Annotated in this window: 22 protein-coding genes; 6 read left to right on the forward strand and 16 right to left on the reverse strand. The window is 66.6% G+C overall.

Features of this window, described 5'->3' with window-relative positions:
* Positions 1-5 precede the first annotated feature (5 nt).
* From N5D45_RS21440 to surE, 4 genes are read right to left on the reverse strand one after another with little or no spacing between them, the layout of a single operon-like run.
* The gene (locus N5D45_RS21440; RefSeq protein WP_279939594.1) at positions 6-791 is read right to left on the reverse strand and encodes a peptidoglycan DD-metalloendopeptidase family protein; all 786 of its coding nucleotides are present in this window, start codon (positions 789-791) and stop codon (positions 6-8) included.
* Positions 788-1402: a YqaA family protein gene (locus tag N5D45_RS21445; protein ID WP_043402113.1), complete on the reverse strand. Its 615-nt coding sequence runs from the start codon at positions 1400-1402 to the stop codon at positions 788-790. Before N5D45_RS21445 ends, N5D45_RS21440 begins: the two co-directional genes overlap by 4 nt.
* Positions 1403-1420: 18 nt before the next feature.
* Complete coding sequence (locus N5D45_RS21450; RefSeq protein WP_279939596.1) at positions 1421-2098, reverse strand: protein-L-isoaspartate(D-aspartate) O-methyltransferase; 678 nt, start codon at positions 2096-2098, stop codon at positions 1421-1423.
* The gene (surE, locus tag N5D45_RS21455) at positions 2095-2874 is read right to left on the reverse strand and encodes a 5'/3'-nucleotidase SurE (protein ID WP_010485979.1); all 780 of its coding nucleotides are present in this window, start codon (positions 2872-2874) and stop codon (positions 2095-2097) included. The genes N5D45_RS21450 and surE overlap by 4 nt, the downstream gene beginning before the upstream one ends.
* A 209-nt stretch (positions 2875-3083) precedes the next feature.
* Between surE and N5D45_RS21460 the strand changes: the two genes are divergently transcribed.
* A complete protein-coding gene (locus N5D45_RS21460) occupies positions 3084-3623 on the forward strand; it encodes a Smr/MutS family protein (RefSeq protein WP_049435943.1) in 540 nt (179 codons plus the stop codon).
* 99 nt (positions 3624-3722) lie between these two features.
* On the opposite strand, the gene truD is transcribed toward N5D45_RS21460, so the two are convergent.
* The 10 genes from truD to N5D45_RS21510 form a co-directional block, all read right to left on the reverse strand.
* Positions 3723-4754, reverse strand: a complete 1032-nt coding sequence (truD, locus tag N5D45_RS21465; protein ID WP_279939597.1) for a tRNA pseudouridine(13) synthase TruD — start codon at positions 4752-4754, stop codon at positions 3723-3725.
* Positions 4751-5248 (reverse strand): 2-C-methyl-D-erythritol 2,4-cyclodiphosphate synthase, encoded by a 498-nt coding sequence (ispF, locus tag N5D45_RS21470; RefSeq protein WP_043402123.1) that lies wholly within the window; start codon positions 5246-5248, stop codon positions 4751-4753. Before ispF ends, truD begins: the two co-directional genes overlap by 4 nt.
* 34 nt (positions 5249-5282) lie before the next feature.
* Complete coding sequence (gene ispD / locus N5D45_RS21475; RefSeq protein WP_164193945.1) at positions 5283-5981, reverse strand: 2-C-methyl-D-erythritol 4-phosphate cytidylyltransferase; 699 nt, start codon at positions 5979-5981, stop codon at positions 5283-5285.
* The gene (ftsB, locus tag N5D45_RS21480; RefSeq protein WP_134958214.1) at positions 5978-6331 is read right to left on the reverse strand and encodes a cell division protein FtsB; all 354 of its coding nucleotides are present in this window, start codon (positions 6329-6331) and stop codon (positions 5978-5980) included. The genes ispD and ftsB overlap by 4 nt, the downstream gene beginning before the upstream one ends.
* A 4-nt stretch (positions 6332-6335) precedes the next feature.
* Positions 6336-7628 (reverse strand): phosphopyruvate hydratase, encoded by a 1293-nt coding sequence (eno, locus tag N5D45_RS21485; RefSeq protein WP_049455326.1) that lies wholly within the window; start codon positions 7626-7628, stop codon positions 6336-6338.
* 96 nt (positions 7629-7724) lie between these two features.
* Complete coding sequence (locus N5D45_RS21490; RefSeq protein ID WP_057502984.1) at positions 7725-8054, reverse strand: hypothetical protein; 330 nt, start codon at positions 8052-8054, stop codon at positions 7725-7727.
* Positions 8054-8401, reverse strand: coding sequence for a hypothetical protein (locus N5D45_RS21495; protein WP_057502985.1), 348 nt, complete (start codon positions 8399-8401; stop codon positions 8054-8056). Before N5D45_RS21495 ends, N5D45_RS21490 begins: the two co-directional genes overlap by 1 nt.
* Positions 8398-9228 carry a 3-deoxy-8-phosphooctulonate synthase gene (kdsA, locus tag N5D45_RS21500; RefSeq protein WP_010485995.1) on the reverse strand — a complete coding sequence of 277 codons (831 nt, stop codon included), beginning with the start codon at positions 9226-9228 and terminating at the stop codon, positions 8398-8400. Before kdsA ends, N5D45_RS21495 begins: the two co-directional genes overlap by 4 nt.
* An 89-nt stretch (positions 9229-9317) precedes the next feature.
* Entirely contained in the window at positions 9318-10982 is a 1665-nt protein-coding gene (locus N5D45_RS21505; protein ID WP_019338186.1) for a CTP synthase, read from the reverse strand.
* 400 nt (positions 10983-11382) lie between these two features.
* Positions 11383-11616, reverse strand: a complete 234-nt coding sequence (locus N5D45_RS21510) for a hypothetical protein (RefSeq protein ID WP_057502986.1) — start codon at positions 11614-11616, stop codon at positions 11383-11385.
* A gap of 172 nt (positions 11617-11788) precedes the next feature.
* Between N5D45_RS21510 and parE the strand changes: the two genes are divergently transcribed.
* From parE to N5D45_RS21525, 3 genes are all read left to right on the forward strand, one after another.
* Positions 11789-13678 carry a DNA topoisomerase IV subunit B gene (gene parE / locus N5D45_RS21515; protein ID WP_019338185.1) on the forward strand — a complete coding sequence of 630 codons (1890 nt, stop codon included), beginning with the start codon at positions 11789-11791 and terminating at the stop codon, positions 13676-13678.
* A gap of 153 nt (positions 13679-13831) precedes the next feature.
* Positions 13832-14410 (forward strand): GNAT family protein, encoded by a 579-nt coding sequence (locus N5D45_RS21520; protein WP_010486002.1) that lies wholly within the window; start codon positions 13832-13834, stop codon positions 14408-14410.
* Between the two features lie 109 nt (positions 14411-14519).
* On the forward strand, positions 14520-16016 hold the full coding sequence (locus N5D45_RS21525) for a S10 family peptidase (protein WP_279939600.1): 1497 nt from the start codon (positions 14520-14522) through the stop codon (positions 16014-16016).
* A gap of 330 nt (positions 16017-16346) precedes the next feature.
* On the opposite strand, the gene N5D45_RS21530 is transcribed toward N5D45_RS21525, so the two are convergent.
* Positions 16347-17468 carry an inorganic phosphate transporter gene (locus N5D45_RS21530; protein ID WP_019338433.1) on the reverse strand — a complete coding sequence of 374 codons (1122 nt, stop codon included), beginning with the start codon at positions 17466-17468 and terminating at the stop codon, positions 16347-16349.
* A gap of 13 nt (positions 17469-17481) precedes the next feature.
* Positions 17482-18108 carry a DUF47 family protein gene (locus tag N5D45_RS21535; RefSeq protein WP_004152833.1) on the reverse strand — a complete coding sequence of 209 codons (627 nt, stop codon included), beginning with the start codon at positions 18106-18108 and terminating at the stop codon, positions 17482-17484.
* A 292-nt stretch (positions 18109-18400) separates the two neighbouring features.
* Between N5D45_RS21535 and N5D45_RS21540 the strand changes: the two genes are divergently transcribed.
* Both N5D45_RS21540 and N5D45_RS21545 read left to right on the forward strand, forming a co-directional pair.
* On the forward strand, positions 18401-19705 hold the full coding sequence (locus tag N5D45_RS21540) for a hemolysin family protein (protein WP_032952709.1): 1305 nt from the start codon (positions 18401-18403) through the stop codon (positions 19703-19705).
* The gene (locus N5D45_RS21545; protein WP_010486010.1) at positions 19689-20348 is read left to right on the forward strand and encodes an exopolysaccharide biosynthesis protein; all 660 of its coding nucleotides are present in this window, start codon (positions 19689-19691) and stop codon (positions 20346-20348) included. Before N5D45_RS21540 ends, N5D45_RS21545 begins: the two co-directional genes overlap by 17 nt.

Raw genomic sequence — 20348 nt, forward strand, 5'->3', positions numbered from 1 at the left:
GGTGATCAGCGTGCCGGCAAATACTGCTGCGGATCGACCGGCTTGCCGTTGTAACGAATCTCGAAGTGGACCATGTCGCGGTTCGCACCGGTACGGCCCATTTCCGCAATCTGCTCACCGGCCTTCACGCTCTGGCCTTCGTTCACCAGCCGCTTGCGGTTGTGGCCATAGGCCGACAGCCACTGGTCACTGTGCTTGATGATGATCAGTTCACCGTAGCCGACCAGGCCGGCGCCGGAATACACCACCACGCCATTGGCGGTGGCCTTGACCGCCTGGCCGCTGGTGCCGGCGATGTCCACGCCCTGCTTGGTCGCATCACCGGCCACGTAGCGGCCGACGATCGCGCCATCGGCTGGCCAGCGCCAGGCGATGTTGCTCTTGACCGGCCCGACCGGCGCCGGGGCCGGCGCGGTGCTGCCGCCACTGCTGCCACCCGAGCGCGGCGGGGTGACCACCGTGGTCGGCGCACGGCCGCTGGTGGCCCCCTGCGGATAAAGGCGGATCACCTGGCCGGGGTAGATGGTCGACGGGTTGTCCAGACGATTCCAGGCAATCAGGTCGGCCGGGGTGATGTCATGGATGCGGGCCAGCGCATAGATGGTATCGCCCTTGCGCACCACCACGGTCTGCCCGGGCTTGGGCACCGAGGTCTTCGGCGTGGTCACACCACTGGCGGTGCTGCCACCACCCGGGCGGACCACGGTGGCGGTGCCGCAGGCGGCCAGGGTGGAAACCAGCAACGCCAGCGCGCCGATGCGCACTCCCTTGCTCTGACGATCAGGACTCATGCGAACTTCGACCTCCATACAAGCCAGGCGATCAGCACCACCACCAGCGCGGTGGCGATCCAGCCCAGCGGTTCAATCCAGCGACGCAGTGCCGCTTCGGCACGCGCACCACCGATACGGATGACCGCAGCCAGCACGAACACGCGCTTGCCGCGACCGATCAGCATGCTCAGCAGGTACTGCGGCATCGGTACGCCGACGATACCCGATGCCCACGTGAAGACCTTCATCGGGATGGGCATGAAGCCGCCCAGCACCAGGAAGGTGAACACCGCCCAGGGCGACTCGGCCATCTTCGCCTGCACGGTGATGATGCCCTGCTCGATCGCCGGCAGCATGCCCAGCGCTTCGAACAGCGGCTTGATCGCCTCGAAGGCGTAATGACCCAGTGCATAGCCAACCAGCGCGCCGACCATCGAGCCGGCCAGGCTGAGGGTGGCGAACCACCAGCCGCGCTTGGGCTGGGCCACGCACATCGGCGCCAGCATCACCTCCGGCATCACCGGGAAGATGATCGCCTCGAAGAAGCTCAACACCGTCAGGTAGGTCGGCGCGCGTTCGTGCGCCGCCCACTTCATCGCCCGCTCGTACAGCGGCCCGAAAATCTTCATGCAACCCTGCTCCGTGGATTAGTCGAGCATGCCAGACAGCAGCGGCACGAACGTGACCGGCGCCAGCACGTGTTGTTCGATGCTGCCGTCGGCCTTGCGATCCAGCTGTACCAGCGACTGCGCCCCGGGGCCACCGACCGGCGCCACCAGGCGGCCGCCATCGGCCAGCTGCTCGATCAGGGCGTCGACCAGTGCCGGCGCCGCTGCAGTGACCACGATGGCATCGAACGGACCGTGCTCGGCCCAACCGACGCGGCCGTCGTCATGCTTGGTGCGGATGTTCATGCCCAGCGCACGGAAGCGCTTGCGGGCCTGGCGCAGCAGATCGCCGATGCGCTCCACGGTGTAGACCTCCAGGCCCAGCGCACCGAGGATGGCGGCCTGGTAACCGGAACCGGTGCCGACTTCCAGCACCCGCTTCGGCGCGACCTGGAGCACCGCCTCGGTCATCCGCGCGACCACCCAGGGTTGCGAGATGGTCTGGCCGTGGCCGATCGGCAGCGCGGTGTCTTCATACGCGCGCGAGGCCAGTGCCTCGTCGATGAACAGATGGCGCGGCACCACCCGGATCGCGTTCAAGGTCGGCTCGTCGACGATCCCGGCTTCGCGAAGGCGGTCGACCAGGCGGTCACGCACGCGCTGCGAGGTCATGCCGATACCGACGGCTTCCGGTTGCAGGCGCAGGCGTGGGCTCATGCCGGCTGGTCCAGCGCCGCACTGAGGCCGCCAACCCAGCTGGCCACCTTCTCCAGTGCCTGGTAGCGGGTCAGGTCGACCTGGATCGGGGTGATGGAGATGTGGCCGGTGCGCACCGCATGGAAATCGGTGCCGGGGCCGGAGTCCTGCTCACGACCGGCCGGGCCGATCCAGTACACCTCGTTGCCGCGCGGATCCTTCTGCGCGATGCAGCCTTCGGCGCGATGGCGGTTCCCCAGGCGGGTGACCTCGAAGCCCTTGACCTCGCTCCACGGCAGGTCCGGCACGTTGACGTTGAGGATGGTGTCAGCCGGCAACGGATCGGCCTTGAGCCGGGCGACGATCTCCACCGCGGCGCGCGCGGCGGTCTCGAAGTGCTTCGGATCATGGTTGCGGGTAACCAGCGAGACCGCCACCGCCGGCAGGCCGAGGAAGCGACCTTCCATCGCCGCCGAGACGGTGCCGGAATAGATCACGTCATCGCCGAGGTTGGCGGCATTGTTGATGCCGGACACGACAATGTCGGGTTCGAACTCGAGCAGCCCGGTCAGCGCAAGGTGCACGCAGTCGGTCGGGGTGCCGGCCACCGAGACGGTGTAATGGTCGATGCGCTTGAGGCGGATCGGCAGGTCCAGGGTCAGCGAATTGCTGGCGCCGGAGCGATCGCGGTCGGGTGCCACCACCGTGACTTCGTGTCCGGCCTCGCGCAGCACCGAAGCAAGCATCCGGATGCCTGCGGCGTCGACGCCATCGTCGTTACTGACCAGGATTCGCATCTTCGATTTAACCGCTTGATTTTCCAAGAATTCGATTCCATCACCGTGCAGTGTGGGCGGGACCGTCGTACTCCCCTGCGGAAGCCGTCGACCCTGCAAGGGCATCGTCTATTGTGCCGCATGCGAGCCGCCGGTCCTACCCTGCCGGCGGTCACGGCCGACATCGAACCGTCATAGGCAGACCTGCGCCGGCGGTTTACCCTGTGCGCATGTCGCACCCTGAAGACGAAGATCCGGCCGCATTGTTCCGTGCAGCCATCGGCGAAGTGACGCCGCTGCGCAAGGATGCCGAGCCGGCACCGGCTGCGCCCCGGCCGAAGCCGCGCGCGCGCATGGCCGAACGTGACGAGGCCGAAGCCGCCGGCGAGTTCGCCCGGCTGCTGCGCGACAGCACGCCGCTGGAAGCCGGCGACGTGGCCAGCTATCGCCGCGACAACCTGCCACCGCGCCTGTTCCAGCGCCTCAAGCGTGGCCAGTATTCGGTGCAGGACGAGCTGGACCTGCATGGTGCCACCGCCGCGCAGGCGGAGACGCTGCTGCGCCAGTTCCTGCTGGAAGCGCATGCACACGACTATGGCTGCGTGCGCATCATCCACGGCAAGGGATTGCAGTCCGATGGCGGTGCACCGGTACTGAAGAACCTGGTCGATCGCCTGCTGCGGCTGCGCAACGACGTGCTGGCGTTCCATTCGGCGCCGACCGGACAAGGCGGCACCGGCGCGGTACTGGTGCTGCTGGCACGGCGGTGAGGTAACGCATCCACGCATGGCGTGGATCTACTGTGGTGAGCGGAGGAAAGTAGATCCACGCCATGCGTGGATGCTCTTCGCCTCCGTCCCCTTTTTCTGTCAGGCCTGCGAGGCGTCTTCGACGGGGCCGAGCTCGTGCAGCACGGCGGTGGCGTAGCAGCCCGGCGGCAGCGCGAACGACAACTCCAGCACGTCATCGGCCAGCCATTGGTGCTGCAGCAGCGCCGGGCGCAGGCGCAGCGCGCGGCGCTCCTGCTTCAGGCGCGAGTCTTCCAAGCCGGCCCGCAGTGCCTTCGACTCTTCGTCGTCCAGCGCGGCCAGCTCCAGCTCGCGTGCCGCATCGGTGCTGCGCAGCTCGCCTTCGCCCCACAGCGGCGCGCTGGGATGGATGTCGAAACGCGCCAGGCGCTCGGCCAGCACGTCGGTGTACGGCTCGGGTCCGAACACGCTGCGGCTGCCATCGAGCATCCACACTTCGCCCTCCAGCGGCTGATCCCAGTTGCCCTGCTCCACGCGCGCGGCCAGCACGCGGTTGAACAGCGCCGAACGCGCGGCCGACAGCAGCAGCGAACGCTGATCCTTGCGCATGCGGCGGCCACCGAACATCGCCAGTGCCGCCGGTACGTTGCCGCCGTCGCGGCCAAAGCGCTGCTCGCCGAACCAGTTCGGCAGGCCGCGCTCGGCAACCTGCTGCAGGCGTTCGCTGATCGCTGCGGCATCGCCCTGCACTTCACGCAACACCAGCTTGAAACGGTTGCCGGCCAGTGCGCCACGCTGCAGCTTGCGGTTATGCCAGGTCGCTTCAAGCACTTCGATCTCATCACTGGCCAACTCGGCCAGGTCCGGCGCAATGCGCTTGGGCAGGTGCACGCTGAAACGCTGGGTGGTGACCGCGTGACGATCCTTCATGCCGGCGTAGCTGACCGCCATTTCCGGCAGGCCGGCCCACTTGGCCAGCACCTTGGCCACATGCACGGTGTTGGCGCCGCGCTTGCGGATGTGCAGCAGCAGGTGCTCACCTTCGCCGGTGGCCTCGAAGGCCGGCAGTTCGTCCACCTGGAAATCGTCCGGCGTGGTGCGGATGCGCGCTGTGAGCAATGGCGCACCGAATGCAAGCGGCAGGGGAATCATGCGGCCACCAGCAGCACCACGGCCTGCGCGGCGATGCCTTCACCACGGCCGGTGAAGCCCAGCTTTTCCGAGGTGGTGGCCTTGACGCTGACCGCATCCAGCGGCAACTGCAGCAGCTCGCCGATGCGCTCACGCATGGCCAGCGCATGCGGGCCGACCTTGGGCCGCTCGCAGATCACGGTGATGTCGGTGTTGCCGACACGCCAGCCACGCTCACGCAGCAGGCTGTCGCAGTGGCGCACGAAATCACTGCTGTCGGCGCCCTTCCAGCGGCTGTCGCTTGGCGGGAAATGCTGCCCGATGTCACCCAGCGCCAGTGCGCCCAGCATCGCGTCGCACAGAGCGTGCAGGATCACGTCGCCGTCGCTGTGTGCGAGCACGCCGCAGCTGTGCGGTACGTTCACGCCACCGAGCATGATGTGATCGCCTTCACCGAAGGCATGGACGTCATAGCCCTGGCCGATGCGGACGGGCGGGAAAGGTGCGGTGCTCATGGATGCAACCCTTGCAGCAGGGCCGCGCGGGCAATCAGCTGGCGCGGCGGGAAAGTACGAATTCGAACCGGTCCAGATCGGCCGGGGTGGTGACCTTGAAGTTGTCCTCGCTGCCTTCCACCAGCAGCGGGCGCTGGCCCTGGCGCTCCATGGCCATGGCCTCGTCGGTGACTTCAACACCGGCGGCGGCAGCTTCGGACAGCGCGCGGCTGAGCTGATGGCGACGGAACAGCTGCGGGGTCAGTGCGCGCCACAGGCGCTCGCGCGGCTCGGTGCCGTCGATGCCACCGTCGTCACCCGCACGCTTGAGGGTGTCGCGCACCCGGGCGGCCAGGATCGCGCCAACCGGGTCGGCACGGCCGACTTCAAGCAGGCGGCCGAGATCGGCCAGGGACAGGTTCGGTCGGGCTGCGTCATGCACCAGCACGAACTCATCGGCGCGCACCGACTCCGGCAGCGCCTGCAACCCGGCCAGCACCGAGGCTGCACGGGTCGCCCCCCCGACACAGGTCAGCACCGGCTTGCCCGCCCACTCGTTCCAGCCCGGCCAGTCGGCGTCGTCCTGGCCGATCACCACCATCGCACCGGCCACAGCCGGGTGCGCCAGCAGGGCGTCCAGGGTATGGGCGAGCAGGATCTGTCCACCTGCCTGCAGGTACTGCTTGGGCAACGGCGCGCCGAAGCGGGTGCCACGGCCAGCAGCCGGAACCACGACCCAGATCGCCGCACTCATGGCACGTCCGCCGGGTGCTCGCCGACCTGCGCGCTGACACCTGCCGCAGGCTGCGCCGGATGCACCGGCGCATCCTCGACCACGCGGTAGAACTTCTCGCCGGGCTTGATCATGCCCAGCTCGCTGCGCGCGCGTTCCTCGATGGCGGACTGGCCTTCCTTGAGGTCCTTCACTTCGGCAGCCAGCGCATCGTTGCGCTGCTGCAGGCCCTCATTGTCCCGCTCCTGGTTGGTGACCTGGGCTTCGAGCATCATCACTTCGCCCGAATTGCCCGGACCGAACCAGAAGCGGTACTGCAGCCAGCCCAGCAGCAGGGCCAGCACCAGCAGCATCCAGCGCCAGTCGCGCATCGGCTCAGCGCTTCAGCGAAACGAACGCGTCACGACCGGCGTAACGCGCGCCGGCGCCGAGGGCTTCCTCGATGCGCAGCAGCTGGTTGTACTTGGCCACGCGATCGCTGCGGCACAGCGAGCCGGTCTTGATCTGGGTGGCGGTGGTGGCCACGGCGATGTCGGCGATGGTGGTGTCTTCGGTTTCGCCCGAACGGTGCGAGACCACGGCGGCATAGCCGGCGCGATCGGCCATGGCGATCGCTTCCAGGGTTTCGCTCAGGGTACCGATCTGGTTGACCTTGATCAGGATCGCGTTGGCGGTGCCCGAGTCGATGCCTTCCTGGAAGATCTTCGGGTTGGTCACGAACAGGTCGTCGCCGACCAGCTGCACCTTCTTGCCGATGCGGTCGGTCAGCAGCTTCCAGCCGGCCCAGTCGTTCTCGGCCAGGCCATCTTCAATGGTGATGATCGGGTACTGCGCGGCCCAGTCGGCGAGGAAGTCGACGAACTGCTCGGAGGTCAGGCGCTTGTTCTCGCCGACCAGGTTGTACTTGCCGTTCTCGAAGAACTCGCTGGAAGCCACGTCCAGGCCCAGCAGCACGTCTTCACCGGCGGTGTAGCCGGCCTTGCCGATCGCTTCGAGGATGGTGTCCAGCGCTTCGACGTTGCTGCGGAAGTCCGGCGCGAAGCCGCCTTCGTCGCCGACCGCCGTGCTCAGGCCGTGGCCCTTCAGCACCGACTTCAGCGAATGGAAGATTTCGGTACCGGCGCGCAGCGCTTCGGAGAACGAGGTGAAGCCGACCGGCAGCACCATGAACTCCTGGAAGTCGACGTTGTTGTCGGCATGCGCACCGCCGTTGATGATGTTCATCATCGGCACCGGCAGCGACGGGGTCACGCCGGTCTTGGCGGCCAGGTACTGCCACAGCGCCTGCTTGCTCGATGCGGCAGCGGCGTGCGCGGCGGCCATCGAAACACCCAGCAGTGCGTTGGCGCCGAGGCGGCCCTTGTTCTCGGTGCCGTCGAGGTCGATCAGGCGACGGTCGAGGCCGGCCTGGTCGGTGGCCTCGACGCCCTTCAGCGCGGCGGCAATCGTGGTGTTGACGTTGTCGACGGCCTTGCGCACGCCCTTGCCCAGGTAACGGGTCTTGTCGCCGTCACGCAGCTCGACCGCTTCCTTGGTGCCGGTCGAGGCGCCGGAGGGAACCGCGGCACGACCGAACGAACCGTCCTCCAGGATGACTTCGGCTTCCAGCGTGGGGTTGCCACGGCTGTCGAGGATTTCACGGGCGTGGATGCTGCGGATCGTACTCATGGTCGGGCCGGTTACCTGTCTGGAGAGGGGGCGACAAAACGAATGCCGCGTGATTATCCCCGGCTGCCCGCCACTTGCCAAATGGCGCAGGCGGCTTCAGCCCCAGCTGGACCCGATCACGATCAGGACCATCGATACCAGCATCACCAGCAACGCACCAGCAATCGCCGCCAGGATGGGGCCACGCCGCCGTCGCCAAGCCAGCACCATCGCCACCGGACTGCCCAGGAAGGACAGCGCCATCGTGACCAGCGCGCCCAGCAACCACCACTGCGTGGCCTGCACGCCGTTGTCTCCGTCCCCCGGCGGCCGGAAACCCGCGGTGAAGGCCAGCACGCCCACCACCAGCGCGATCCAGGTCAACACGGACAGCCCCAGGGCGATCAGGCCCCAGGGCCAGCCGCGCGCCGATGTGGTCGTATTCATCAAAGCAATCCGTAGAACAGGGCGCCCAGCCACAGCGAGAGCAGGATGATCGCCAGCCCAGCGGCCACCTTGCCGCGATTCAGCCGCCAGGCCAGCACAGCGGCAGTGATGCAGCCTACGGCCGCCACCAACTCCGCGACCATCAGCGCAATGAAGTACGCGCGCAGATTGAGCGCGCTGCCACCATCACCCGGTGGCCGCACGGATGCGGCGCCGATCAGCACCAGCCCGAACATGCCCACGGTGAACAGCACGGCCAGGGCCAGTGCGATCAAGCCCCACGGCCACTGCTTCCAGTGCCGGCGGCGGCGCTGGGATTCCAGCGCCAGCCACGGGTCACGACTCACGCGAAGCGCGAGAAGCCGTGCTTCTTGGTCACCGCGTCGAGCTCCATCAGGGTCTCGAGCAGCGCTTCCATCTGGTCCAGCGGCCACGCATTGGGGCCATCGGACAGTGCCTTGGACGGATCCGGATGGGTCTCGGCGAACAGGCCGGAGATGCCCACCGCCACGGCAGCACGGGCCAGCACCGGCACGTGCTCGCGCTGGCCACCAGAACTGGTGCCCTGCCCGCCCGGCAGCTGCACCGAATGGGTGGCGTCGAACACCACCGGGCAACCGGTCTCGCGCATCACCGCCAGCGAACGCATGTCGCTGACCAGGTTGTTGTAGCCGAAGCTGGCACCGCGCTCGCAGACCATGATCTGCTCGTTGCCGGTGGCCTTGGCCTTCTCCACGACAGGCTTCATGTCCCACGGCGCCAGGAACTGGCCCTTCTTGATGTTGACCGGCTTGCCGGCCGAGCACACCTTGCGGATGAAGTCGGTCTGGCGGACCAGGAACGCCGGGGTCTGCAGCACGTCCACCACCGAGGCCACTTCGTCCATCGGGGTGTACTCATGGACGTCGGTCAGCACCGGCACGCCGATCTGCTTCTTGACCTCGGCCAGGACCTTCAGGCCTTCTTCCATGCCCGGGCCGCGGAATGCGGTGCCCGAGGTGCGATTGGCCTTGTCGAAGCTGGACTTGAAGATGAAGTTGACGCCGAGCTTGTCGGTGATCTCCTTCAGCTTGCCGGCGGTATCCAGCTGCAGCTGCATCGACTCGATTACGCAGGGGCCGGCGATCAGGAACAGGGGCTGGTCCAGCCCGACCTCGAATCCACACAGTTTCATGGCGTTTCCTTGTTGTCCGCAGCACCGGCCGGGCCGGTGCGCTGGGGGTTGAAGCATGCAGGATGGGGACCGAAGCCCCCATTCACAAGTCAGGCGCGCGCTTCGGAAAGCAGCTTGCCACCGGCCTTGCGCTCGCGCGCGGCACGGATGAAACCGATGAACAGCGGGTGGCCGTCACGCGGCGTGGACAGGAATTCCGGGTGCGCCTGGCAGGCCAGGAACCACGGGTGCGCATCGCGCGGCAGCTCAACCACTTCCACCAGGGTGTCGTCCATCGACTTGCCGGCGATCACCAGGCCGGCGTCTTCCAGCTGGGTGCGGTAACGGTTGTTGAACTCGTAACGGTGGCGGTGGCGCTCGGCGACCACGTCCTTGCCGTACAGCTCGCGGGCCAGCGTGCCCGGCTTCAGGCGCTGCTCCTGCAGGCCCAGGCGCATGGTGCCACCCAGGTCGCTCTTGTCGTCACGCTTCTCGACATCGCCGGTGGCGGTACGCCATTCGGTGATCAGGCCGATCACCGGGTTCGGCGACTGGCGGTCGTTCTCGGTGCTGTTGGCGCCCTCCAGGCCGACCACGTTGCGCGCGTAATCGACCACGGCCGCCTGCATGCCGTAGCAGATGCCGAAGTACGGCACGTGCTGCTCGCGGGCGAACTTCGAAGTCTGCACCTTGCCTTCGAAACCACGGTCACCGAAGCCACCCGGCACCAGGATGCCGTCAACATCGGCCAGTGCGGCCATGTCGGTGCCTTCCAGGTCCTGTGCTTCCAGCCACTTCAGGTTGACCTTGGTGCGCTGGCGCAGGCCGCCATGCTTGAGTGCTTCACCGACCGACTTGTAGGCGTCCTGATGGTCCACGTACTTGCCGACTACGGCGATGGTCACTTCGTCCAACGGGTGCAGGGTGGCGTCGACCGCGTCTTCCCACATCGACAGATCGACCGGACCGGCCTTGTCGGCCAGCTTCAGCTGGTTGACCACGATTTCGTCCAGGCCCTGCGCGTGCAGGCCCGACGGAATGCGGTACAGCACGTCCACGTCCGGCACGCTGATCACCGCGCGCTCGGAAACGTTGGTGAACTGGGCGATCTTGCGGCGCTCCGAATCCGGCACCGCCTGCTCGGAGCGGCACAGCAGCACGTCCGGCTGGATGCCGATCGAGCGCAGTTCCTTCACCGAGTGCTGGGTCGGCTTGGTCTTCAGCTCACCGGCGGCGCCGATGTACGGCACCAGGGTGAGGTGCATGAACAGCGCCTTCTCCGGGCCACGCTCGGTGCGCACCTGGCGGATCGCCTCCAGGAACGGAAGCGACTCGATGTCGCCGACGGTACCGCCGATCTCGACCAGCGCCACGTCGTAGCCTTCGGTGGCTTCGTCGATGCAACGGCGGATTTCATCGGTGATGTGCGGAATGACCTGCACGGTCGCGCCCAGGTAGTCGCCGCGGCGCTCCTTGCGGATCACGTTCTCGTAGATGCGGCCGGTGGTGACCGAGTTCTTGCGGCTCAGGCGGGTGCGCACGAAGCGCTCGTAGTGGCCCAGGTCGAGGTCGGTCTCGGCGCCGTCGTCGGTGACGTAGACCTCACCGTGCTGGAACGGGCTCATGGTGCCCGGGTCGACGTTGATGTACGGGTCGAGCTTCATCATCGTGACCTTCAGGCCACGGGCTTCGAGAATGGCGGCCAGTGACGCAGCGGCAATGCCTTTGCCGAGCGAGGACACCACGCCGCCGGTTACGAAAATCAAGGGAGTCATGGCTGCAAGCATCCTGTCTGGAAATGGAAAACGGCAGCACCACGCGCACCCCGAGGGCGGGCATGGAGCTTGAAGGGGGTTTTCCGGTTCGCTGGGGCAGCGAGGGAGGTGCTGGGCCGTGCGGCGGCAGGCGCCGGACGGGGACCACCCTGCGAGGTCGGGGCGGCCGTGCCGGTCATATCGACCGTCACCTGCGACCCGCATTGCTGGCGACCACGCATGGTCGTGCCAGCCCATTCGCAAAGGGTGGACACGCACTTACTCCCGGAAAGCCGTAGTTTACAGATTGATGGCCGCCAACCCAAGAGGCAGTTGCGGCCATCACCCAAAAGAAACGCCCCGCTGGGCGGGGCGTCGGGGGGCGAATCCCTTGCGGCAAGGGCTTCAGAGGGCGGAAGGATTACTTCTTCTTCCTCGCCTCTTCTTCCTCTTCCTGCTGCGGGGCCGGCTGGCCCTGCGCCTTCATTTCGGCATTGGCCTGGGCGCGGCGCTTGGCCTTGGCATCGGCTTCGGCCTGTGCCTTGTCGGCCTGGTCACCCTGCTGCGGGGCCGGCTGGCCGGCGTTCTGCGCCATCACCAGCGGCACCGCAACGGCGGCAGCGGCCAGGATCGCAATGGTCAGCAACTTCTTCATGAGGTCCTCCTCGCGGTACGGCTTGGATGTTTCGACCCAACGGGGGTCGCCGGCGTTCAGATTCCAGCGGCTGCCATTTTACCCCCTCTGCGTCGCCGAGACTGAACCGCAGGCGTGCAAAATCCCGTGCCAGACCCCACACTTGCCCGTCGCTCCAAGCTTTCGAAGACAGATGAACGCCCGTTATAACGCCGCCGATATTGAAGTCCTGTCCGGCCTTGACCCGGTCAAGCGCCGTCCCGGCATGTATACCGACACCGCGCGCCCGAACCACCTGGCGCAGGAAGTGATCGACAACTCGGTGGACGAGGCCCTCGCCGGCCACGCCCGCTCGATCGAGATCACCCTGTACAAGGACGGCAGCGTGGAGGTCAGCGATGACGGCCGCGGCATGCCGGTGGACATCCATCCGGAAGAGAAGATCCCGGGCGTCGAGCTGATCCTCACCCGCCTGCACGCCGGCGGCAAGTTCAGCAACAACAACTACACTTTCTCCGGCGGCCTGCACGGCGTCGGCGTCAGCGTGGTCAACGCGCTGTCGACCCTGGTGGAAGTGCACATCAAGCGCGAAGGTGCCGAACACCGCATCACCTTCCGCAACGGCGACCGTGCCACCCCGCTGGAAGTGGTCGGCAGCGTCGGCAAGAAGAACACCGGTACCCGCGTGCGCTTCTGGCCCGACCCGAAGTACTTCGACACGCCCAAGTTCGCGGTGCGCGCGCTCAAGCACCTGCTGCGCGCCAAGGCCGTGCTGTGCCCGGGCCTGACCGTGAAGCTGACCGACGAAGCCACCGGTGAAGTCGATACCTGGTACTACGAAGACGGCCTGCGCGATTACCTGAAGCTGGAACTGGGCGATCGCGAGATGCTGCCGGCCGAGCTGTTCGTCGGCAACCTGAAGAAGGACACCGAAATTGTTGACTGGGCCGTGGCCTGGCTGCCGGAAGGCGAGCTGGTGCAGGAAAGCTACGTCAACCTGATTCCCACTGCCCAGCACGGCACCCACGTCAACGGCCTGCGTACCGGCCTGACCGAGGCGCTGCGCGAGTTCTGCGACTTCCGCAACCTGCTGCCGCGTGGCGTCAAGCTGGCCCCGGAAGACGTGTGGGACCGCGTGTCGTTCGTGCTGTCGCTGAAGATGACCGACCCGCAGTTCAGCGGCCAGACCAAGGAACGCCTGTCCTCGCGCCAGGCTGCTGGCTTCATCGAAGGCGCCGCCCACGATGCCTTCAGCCTGCTGCTGAACCAGAACGTGGAACTGGGCGAGAAGATCGCCCAGATCGCCATCGAACGCGCCAGTGCGCGCCTGAAGACCGAAAAGCTGGTCGTCCGCAAGAAGGTCACCCAAGGCCCGGCCCTGCCCGGCAAACTGGCCGACTGCATCAGCCAGGACCTGTCGCGCACCGAGCTGTTCCTGGTGGAGGGTGACTCGGCAGGCGGCAGCGCCAAGCAGGCGCGCGACAAGGACTTCCAGGCGATCCTGCCGCTGCGCGGCAAGATCCTCAATACCTGGGAAGTGTCCTCCAACAGCGTGCTGGCGTCGGAAGAAGTGCACAACCTGGCCGTGGCCATCGGCTGCGACCCGGGCAAGGACGACATTGCCGGCCTGCGCTATGGCAAGGTCATCATCCTGGCCGACGCGGACTCGGACGGCCTGCACATCGCTACCCTGCTCACCGCGCTGTTCCTCAAGCACTTCCCGGCGCTGGTCGATGCCGGCCACGTGTTCGTGGCCATGCCGCCGCTGTTCCGCATCGACGTGGGCAAGCAGGTGTTCTACGCCCTGGACGAGGAAGAAAAGCGCTCGATGCTGGACAAGATCGAACGCGAGAAGATCAAGGGTGCGATCAACGTCACCCGCTTCAAGGGCCTCGGCGAGATGAATCCGCCACAGCTGCGCGAGTCGACCATCCACCCCGACACCCGCCGCCTGGTGCAGCTGACCGTGGACGACGGCGAGCAGACCCGCTCGCTGATGGACATGCTGCTGGCCAAGAAGCGTGCATCCGACCGCAAGGGCTGGCTGGAGTCGAAGGGCGACCTGGCTTCGCTGGAAGTCTGACTCCCGCAGCCCTCCTGTAGAGCCGAGCCCACGCTCGGCTGCATTCCGCGCCGTGCCGGGCAGCCGAGCATCGGCTCGGCTCTACAGAGATCCCGCCCCCATCGGCAAACCCGGCAGCGCCATAATGCGCGTCCATCCGCGTGGATCATCGTATTGGCCAGCCACTCGCTGCTGTTCCCGGGCCTGCCGCTGCACAGCGCACGCCTGGTCCTGAGCCCGATCCGCCGCGACGATGCGGCCGCCCTGTTCGCGATCCAGTCCGATCCGGACGTGATGCGATTCTGGAACCACCCGGCGTGGACACGACCGGCCGAGGCGCGTGCGCAGATCGACGATGACCTGGCCGCACAGGCCACCGGCACCCAGCTCAAGCTGGCCGTGCGCGAAACGCTGGACGGACCGTTGCTGGGCATCTGCGTGGTGTTCGCCCTGGACCGCGATGCCGCACGTGCCGAGATCGGCTACCTGCTGGCCCCCGACAGGCAGGGCCAAGGCTACATGCACGAAGCGCTTCAGCACCTGCTGGACTACCTGTTCCAGACCCTGCACCTGCATCGCGTGGAAGCCGAAGTCGACCCGCGCAACCGGCCCTCGGCACACGTGCTTGAACGGCTGGGCTTTCACCTGGAGGGCGTGCTGCGCCAGCGTTGGCGCATCCAGGGCGAACTGTCCGATTCGGCGGTATACGGCCTGCTGGCCGACGACGACGTGCGCACTCCTCTGCCCGCTTGACCCAATCTGGCCAGTGGCGGCCTCGACGCGCGGCCATGCCTTTGGACACATACGGCATGCCCGCCACCGGCCTAGCATCGGAACCCCCTTCCGCTGCCAATCCGGTGCCATGAAGTCCCTGCTGCATACTGCCGCGCTCTGCGTCGGCCTGCTCATCGCCCCTGCAAGCGTGCTGGCCGCGCCTGACGCCGAGGCCAAGGCCGATCCGAAAGACGACAAGACCGAAGCGACTGCGCTGCCCGCCGATGCCTCGGCCCGCCAGAGCATGCGCCTGGCGGGCCGCACCCTGGACTACACCGCCACCGTCGGTACCCTGCCGGTGCGTGATGCAAAAGGCAAGGTGATCGCCGATGTGGTGTTCACCGCCTATACGATGCCGGGCAAGGACCGGCCGGTGACCTTCGCGCTCAACGGCGGCCCGGGTGCATCGTCGGTCTACCTCAACATGGGCGCAATCGGACCCAAGGTGGTCACCTTTGGTTCGGAGGGTGACAGCGCCTCGGCACCCGCCACCCTGCACGACAACCCCGGCACCTGGCTGGACTTCACCGATCTGGTGTTCATCGATCCGGTGGGCACCGGCTTCAGCCGCGCGCGCATCGGCGATGACGAAGCGAAGAAGCAGCTGTACAACCCCAGCGCTGACATCGAATACCTGTCGCGCTCGATCTACGACTGGCTGCTGCGCAACCAGCGCATGGGCGCACGCAAGTACCTGACCGGCGAGAGCTACGGTGGCTACCGTGGCCCCCGCATCACCCACTTCCTGCAGACCCGGCTGGGCGTGGCGATGAACGGCCTGGTGCTGGTCTCGCCCTACCTGAGCCCGACCCTGGAAGACAACGCCGATGTCTCGCCGATGGCGTGGATGCAGACGCTGCCGTCGATCGCTGCAGCGCACCTGGAGCGCCAGGGCAAGCTGACGGATGCAGCGATGCGTGACGTGGTGGAGTACACCCGTGGCGACTACGCCACCGCGCTGATGAAGGGCCGCAGCGACCCGCAGGCGACCGAGGCGATGCTGCACCGGGTAACCGAGCTGACCGGGCTGGACCCGCAGTTCGTGCGCCGCGCCGGTGGCCGCCTGGAGACGCAGGCCTATCTGCGTGAGGTGTTCCGCGACAAGGGCACGCTGGGCAGCCGCTACGACTCGAACGTGACCGCGTTCGATCCGTTCCCGAATGATCCGGAGCAGCGCGCCAATGATCCGCTGCTGGACAGCATCATTGCACCGACCACCACGGCGATGGTCGACTTCGTGACGCGCGTGGTCGGCTGGAAGGTGGATGCGCGCTACCAGGCGCTGAATTACGACGTGAACCGGCTGTGGGACCGCAACGGCGAGCTGCGCCAGGGCGCGGTGACCCAGTTGCGCCAGGCGGTGGCGATCGACCCGCACCTCCAGGTGCTGATCGTGCATGGGTGGAACGACCTGTCGTGCCCGTTCATGGGGTCGATCCTGACGGTGGACCAGATGCCGGCGATGGGCAGCAATCCGGACCGGGTGCAGGTGCGTAGTTATCCGGGTGGGCACATGTTCTACAGCCGGGCCGACAGCCAGGCGGCGTTCCGCAAGGATGTGCAGGCGCTGTTCCAGCGTAATTGAGGGGTTCGGCCGGGCCTGCGGCCCGGCACCCGCCGAATCAACGGCAACGGCAAAAGCGGGCTTTCCGTGGTTGGGCGGGGTGGGGCCGGTTGCGGGGGACGCCGTAAACCCGTCCCTGGGGGCTTGGCCGCGGCATCCATGCCGCGGACACCCCCACAACCGGCCCCGCCCCGCCTTCGACAGATCTCCGCGAACTGTCGGAACGGCGTCGTGCACTGCTCTGGTGGGTGTCGACCTTGGTCGACACGCTTGATACGGAAGAATGATCTGCCCATGAAAAAAGCCCGCCGGAATACGGCGGGCTTTTTTTGTGCAACGTGTGCGTGCAGATCAGGTCCAGCCGACCAGCTCGAACAGCTTCAGGATCAGGTACGCACAACCGCCTGCTGCCGGGATGGTCAGGATCCAGGCCCAGACGATGCGTTCGATCACGCCGAACTTCAGCGAGCGCGGGTTCTTGGCGAAGCCGACGCCCATGATCGCGGTGGAGATGCTGTGCGTGGTCGAGACCGGCATGCCGAAGTGGGCGGCCAGGGTCAGGATGGTGGCCGAGCTGGTCTCCGCGGCGAAGCCGTGGATCGGGTGCAGCTTGACCATCTTGTGGCCCAGGGTCTTGATGATCTTCCAGCCACCCGAGGCGGTACCGGCAGCCATCACCACCGCACAGGTCAGCACGATCCACATCGCGATGCCGTCACCGGCATGCGCATCCGGGTGCATGAAGGCCAGCCAGGACGGCAGGTCGTTCAGTGCGCCGGTGGCTTCTGCACCGATCAGTGTCATGGCGATGATGCCCATGGTCTTCTGCGCATCGTTGTGGCCGTGGGCAAAGCCCATGTAGGCCGCCGAGGCGATCTGCGCCTTGCCGAAGAACGCGTTGACGATGCGCGGGCGGGCCAGGCGGCCGATGGCACCACCGATCTTGGCCAGGCCGGCGATCAGCGCCCACAGCAGCACCATCACCACGATGCCGAGCAGGAAGCCGGCGATCGGCGAGGTGATCATCGGCACGAACACCTTCCACAGCAGGCCCTTGTTCTGCGCCCAGCTGCCCAGCCGCTCGGACCAGATCAGGGCGTCCCAGTTGTTGTGGGCCGCAGCCAGGCCGGCGCCGCAGAGGCCACCGATCAGGGCGTGCGAGGACGAGGACGGCAGGCCCTTCCACCAGGTGATCAGGTTCCAGATGATGCCGCCCAGCAGGGCGCACAGGATAACCTGCGGAGTGACGTCGACCACGTTGGTGTTGAGCAGGCCCGAGGCGATGGTCAGCGCCACCGCGGTACCGGTCAACGCGCCGATGAGGTTCATGAAGGCGGCCAGCATCACCGCCCAGCCGGGCGAGAGCACCTTGGTCGCCACCACGGTGGCAATGGAGTTGGCGGTGTCGTGGAAGCCGTTGATGAACTCGAAAACGAGCGCGGCCAGGATCACCACCAGGACAAGGGTCAACATGCGGCGGCGTCCGTCAGCTGTTCTTCAACACGATCTGGTACGCCACCACGCCGGCCTCGCGGCAACGGTCGATGGCCTTTTCCAGGATCTCGAAGAATTCCTTCAGCAGGAACATCTGCAGGTTGTCCAGGCGACCGGAATAGATGTCGCGGTACAGCTCGAGCATCAGGCGGTCGGCCTCGTTCTCCAGCGAGCGCAGCTTCTCGTTGAGCGCGGTCATCCGGTCCAGGTTCATGTGGCGCAGGTCGGCGACCATCTCCACCACCACGCCGGCAGCCTGTTCCAGCATCGCCGCGCGCGGCGCGAAGTCGATGTGCTCCAGGTGGGTCGTGGCCAGCGAATAGCGATCGGCGAACTTCTCGATCTGCTTCGGAATCTTGTACAGGGCCGAACCCAGCGCTTCGATGTCTTCGCGCTCGATCGGGGTCATGAAGCTGTCTACCAGCGCCTGGCTGATCTTGTCCGAGGCCGCGCGCTCGCGCAGGCGGGCCAGCTTGAAGGCGTCCAGCGCGGGCTGGCGGTCGGCCTCGCGCAGCATGGAATGCAGCGCCTTGGCGGCGTCGGAGGCCGCGACGGCAGCCTCATCAAGCAGGGTGTAGAACTGTTTGCCGGAACCGAAAATGGTCTGCAGAGAGAACATTGAGAAACCTGTCAGCCGTCGCGGGAAGGACGGCACCAGACGGAATTATGACGGCTAGATGACCATCACGGGTATCCCCGTACCCTTTCGGGGCTCTGGAGCCCCCAACCTGAACAGGCGGTTGCCACCCTGCCACGCCCCTTTGCTAAGATGCCAGCGCGCCCTCGGGCGCACCTTATGGACGACGACCCTTATCCCCCTGCGCCGCGCCGGACCCTGTTCCTGAGCGCCAGCCGCCATCGCAAGCACCCGCCCTCCCTGCCACCAACCGGGGACGATGCCCGTGTTTGAAATGATCCTGATTGTCTTCGCGCTGGTTCTCCTGAACGGCTTCTTCGCCATGTCCGAGATGTCGGTCATGACCTCGCGCAAGAGCCGCCTGAAGCAGATGGCCGCCACCTCCAAGCGCGCCGCCAAGGCACTGGAGCTGTCGGAGAAGCCGGAGAGCTTCCTGTCCACCGTGCAGATCGGCATCACCGTGATCGGCGTGCTGACCGGCTACCTCGGCGGTGATGCGATCGGCGACGCGATCGCCGGCTGGCTGCAGGGCCTGATGCCCGGCTTTGCGTACGCGCGCGAGGTAGGCACCGCCCTGGCGGTCTCGCTGATCACCTTCATCACGCTGATCTTCGGCGAACTGGTTCCCAAGCGCCTGGCCCTGACCCGCTCCGAGGCCATTGCCGGCCTGGTCGCCATGCCGATGAGCTGGCTGGCCAGGTTGGCCCTGCCCTTCGTCTGGCTGTTGTCCAAGACGACCCAGCTGGTCCTGCGGCTGTTCGGCCTGGGCAAGGATGAAGTCGCCTCGGTGACCGAAGAAGAGATCCGCATGCTGGTGGCCGAGAGCCACGAGGCCGGGGTGATCGACGCCCACGAGCGCGACATGATGAACCGCGTGATGCGCCTGGGCGACCGCACCGCCGACAGCCTGATGACCCCGCGCAACCGCATCGCCTGGCTCGACACCCAGGCCGGGCTGGAGCGCAACCTGGAAATCATGGCCGAGCACGAGTTCTCGCGGTACCCGGTGTACCGCGACAACGACATGGACGTGGTCGGCGTGCTCGAACTGAAATCGCTGGCCACGCGCATGGCGCGCGGCGACAACGCGCTGTTCCAGACCCTGCGGGAACCGCTGTACGTTTCCGAATCAACCCACGCGATGAAGCTGCTGGAGATCTTCCGCGAGGAACAGCAGTCGATGGCGCTGGTGGTGGACGAGTACGGCGAGATCCAGGGCCTGGTGACCATCAGTGACCTGATGGGTGCCGTGGTCGGCCGCCTGCAGGCGGTGGAGAACGCCGACGAAGATGCGCTGGTGGTGACCCGCGAGGACGGCTCGCTGCTGGTGGACGGCTCACTGCCGATCGAAGACGTGCGCGAACTGATCGGCAGCAACGACCTGCCCGACGCCGAGGACGGCGACTACTACACGCTGGCCGGCATGTGCATCCACTACTTCGGCCGCATTCCGCACGCGGGCGAGTACTTCGACTGGGCCGGCTGGCGCTTCGAAGTGGTCGACCTGGACGGTGCGCGGGTGGACAAGCTGCTGCTGCGCACGTTGTCCGACGAGCAGGCCGATGAGCTCACCGCCTGAGGCCGGCCAGGGCCCGGGCGCCCAGCGCCCGGCCTACCGCAACGAGGGCATCCGCACCCTGCTGGAGATGTTCGCCTCCGGCGATCCGGCCGAGCACATGCCGCTGGGCCAGATCCTGTGCAACCTGCAGCAGGGCGCGTTCGGCGTGTTCCTGTTCGTGGCGATCCTGCCCTCGTTCATTCCGATTCCGGGCATGGGCGGCGCGGTCAGCGGTCCATTGGTGATCCTGATCGGCCTGCAGATGCTGTGCTGCCTGCGCCGCCCCTGGCTGCCGGGCTTCATCGCCCGCCGCGGGCCAAAGCGCGGCACCATGCACCGTTTCCTGGACCGCATCGACCGCCCGCTTCGGCGCCTGGACAAGATGCTGAAACCGCGCATGCCGCAACTGCTGACACCGCTGCCCGCCCACGCCTTCAGCGGCCTGCTGCTGGTGTTGCTGGGCCTGCTGCTGTCGCTGCCGATTCCCTTCACCAACTTCCTGTTCGGCTTCCAGCTGCTGCTGTTCTCGTTGGCGCTGCTGGAACGCGATGGCGCGCTGATGCTGTTCAACTGGATCGCGGCGCTGGCAGCGATCGCATTCTTCGGTTTCAGTTCGGGGCAGCTGGTGGGCTATACGGTGGAACTGTTCCAGCGTTGGTTCTGA

The organism is Stenotrophomonas sp. GD03819, assembly GCF_029841665.1.
GTDB lineage: Bacteria > Pseudomonadota > Gammaproteobacteria > Xanthomonadales > Xanthomonadaceae > Stenotrophomonas > Stenotrophomonas geniculata.

What these genes read in the sequence shown, in the direction of transcription:
- N5D45_RS21440 (WP_279939594.1), bottom strand. Translation starts at nt 791, where the DNA reads ATGAGTCCTGATCGTCAGAGCAAGGGAGTGCGCATCGGCGCGCTGGCG.
- N5D45_RS21445 (WP_043402113.1), bottom strand. Translation starts at nt 1,402, where the DNA reads ATGAAGATTTTCGGGCCGCTGTACGAGCGGGCGATGAAGTGGGCGGCG.
- N5D45_RS21450 (WP_279939596.1), bottom strand. Translation starts at nt 2,098, where the DNA reads ATGAGCCCACGCCTGCGCCTGCAACCGGAAGCCGTCGGTATCGGCATG.
- surE (WP_010485979.1), bottom strand. Translation starts at nt 2,874, where the DNA reads ATGCGAATCCTGGTCAGTAACGACGATGGCGTCGACGCCGCAGGCATC.
- N5D45_RS21460 (WP_049435943.1), top strand. Translation starts at nt 3,084, where the DNA reads ATGTCGCACCCTGAAGACGAAGATCCGGCCGCATTGTTCCGTGCAGCC.
- truD (WP_279939597.1), bottom strand. Translation starts at nt 4,754, where the DNA reads ATGATTCCCCTGCCGCTTGCATTCGGTGCGCCATTGCTCACAGCGCGC.
- ispF (WP_043402123.1), bottom strand. Translation starts at nt 5,248, where the DNA reads ATGAGCACCGCACCTTTCCCGCCCGTCCGCATCGGCCAGGGCTATGAC.
- ispD (WP_164193945.1), bottom strand. Translation starts at nt 5,981, where the DNA reads ATGAGTGCGGCGATCTGGGTCGTGGTTCCGGCTGCTGGCCGTGGCACC.
- ftsB (WP_134958214.1), bottom strand. Translation starts at nt 6,331, where the DNA reads ATGCGCGACTGGCGCTGGATGCTGCTGGTGCTGGCCCTGCTGCTGGGC.
- eno (WP_049455326.1), bottom strand. Translation starts at nt 7,628, where the DNA reads ATGAGTACGATCCGCAGCATCCACGCCCGTGAAATCCTCGACAGCCGT.
- N5D45_RS21490 (WP_057502984.1), bottom strand. Translation starts at nt 8,054, where the DNA reads ATGAATACGACCACATCGGCGCGCGGCTGGCCCTGGGGCCTGATCGCC.
- kdsA (WP_010485995.1), bottom strand. Translation starts at nt 9,228, where the DNA reads ATGAAACTGTGTGGATTCGAGGTCGGGCTGGACCAGCCCCTGTTCCTG.
- N5D45_RS21505 (WP_019338186.1), bottom strand. Translation starts at nt 10,982, where the DNA reads ATGACTCCCTTGATTTTCGTAACCGGCGGCGTGGTGTCCTCGCTCGGC.
- N5D45_RS21510 (WP_057502986.1), bottom strand. Translation starts at nt 11,616, where the DNA reads ATGAAGAAGTTGCTGACCATTGCGATCCTGGCCGCTGCCGCCGTTGCG.
- parE (WP_019338185.1), top strand. Translation starts at nt 11,789, where the DNA reads ATGAACGCCCGTTATAACGCCGCCGATATTGAAGTCCTGTCCGGCCTT.
- N5D45_RS21525 (WP_279939600.1), top strand. Translation starts at nt 14,520, where the DNA reads ATGAAGTCCCTGCTGCATACTGCCGCGCTCTGCGTCGGCCTGCTCATC.
- N5D45_RS21530 (WP_019338433.1), bottom strand. Translation starts at nt 17,468, where the DNA reads ATGTTGACCCTTGTCCTGGTGGTGATCCTGGCCGCGCTCGTTTTCGAG.
- N5D45_RS21535 (WP_004152833.1), bottom strand. Translation starts at nt 18,108, where the DNA reads ATGTTCTCTCTGCAGACCATTTTCGGTTCCGGCAAACAGTTCTACACC.
- N5D45_RS21540 (WP_032952709.1), top strand. Translation starts at nt 18,401, where the DNA reads ATGATCCTGATTGTCTTCGCGCTGGTTCTCCTGAACGGCTTCTTCGCC.
- N5D45_RS21545 (WP_010486010.1), top strand. Translation starts at nt 19,689, where the DNA reads ATGAGCTCACCGCCTGAGGCCGGCCAGGGCCCGGGCGCCCAGCGCCCG.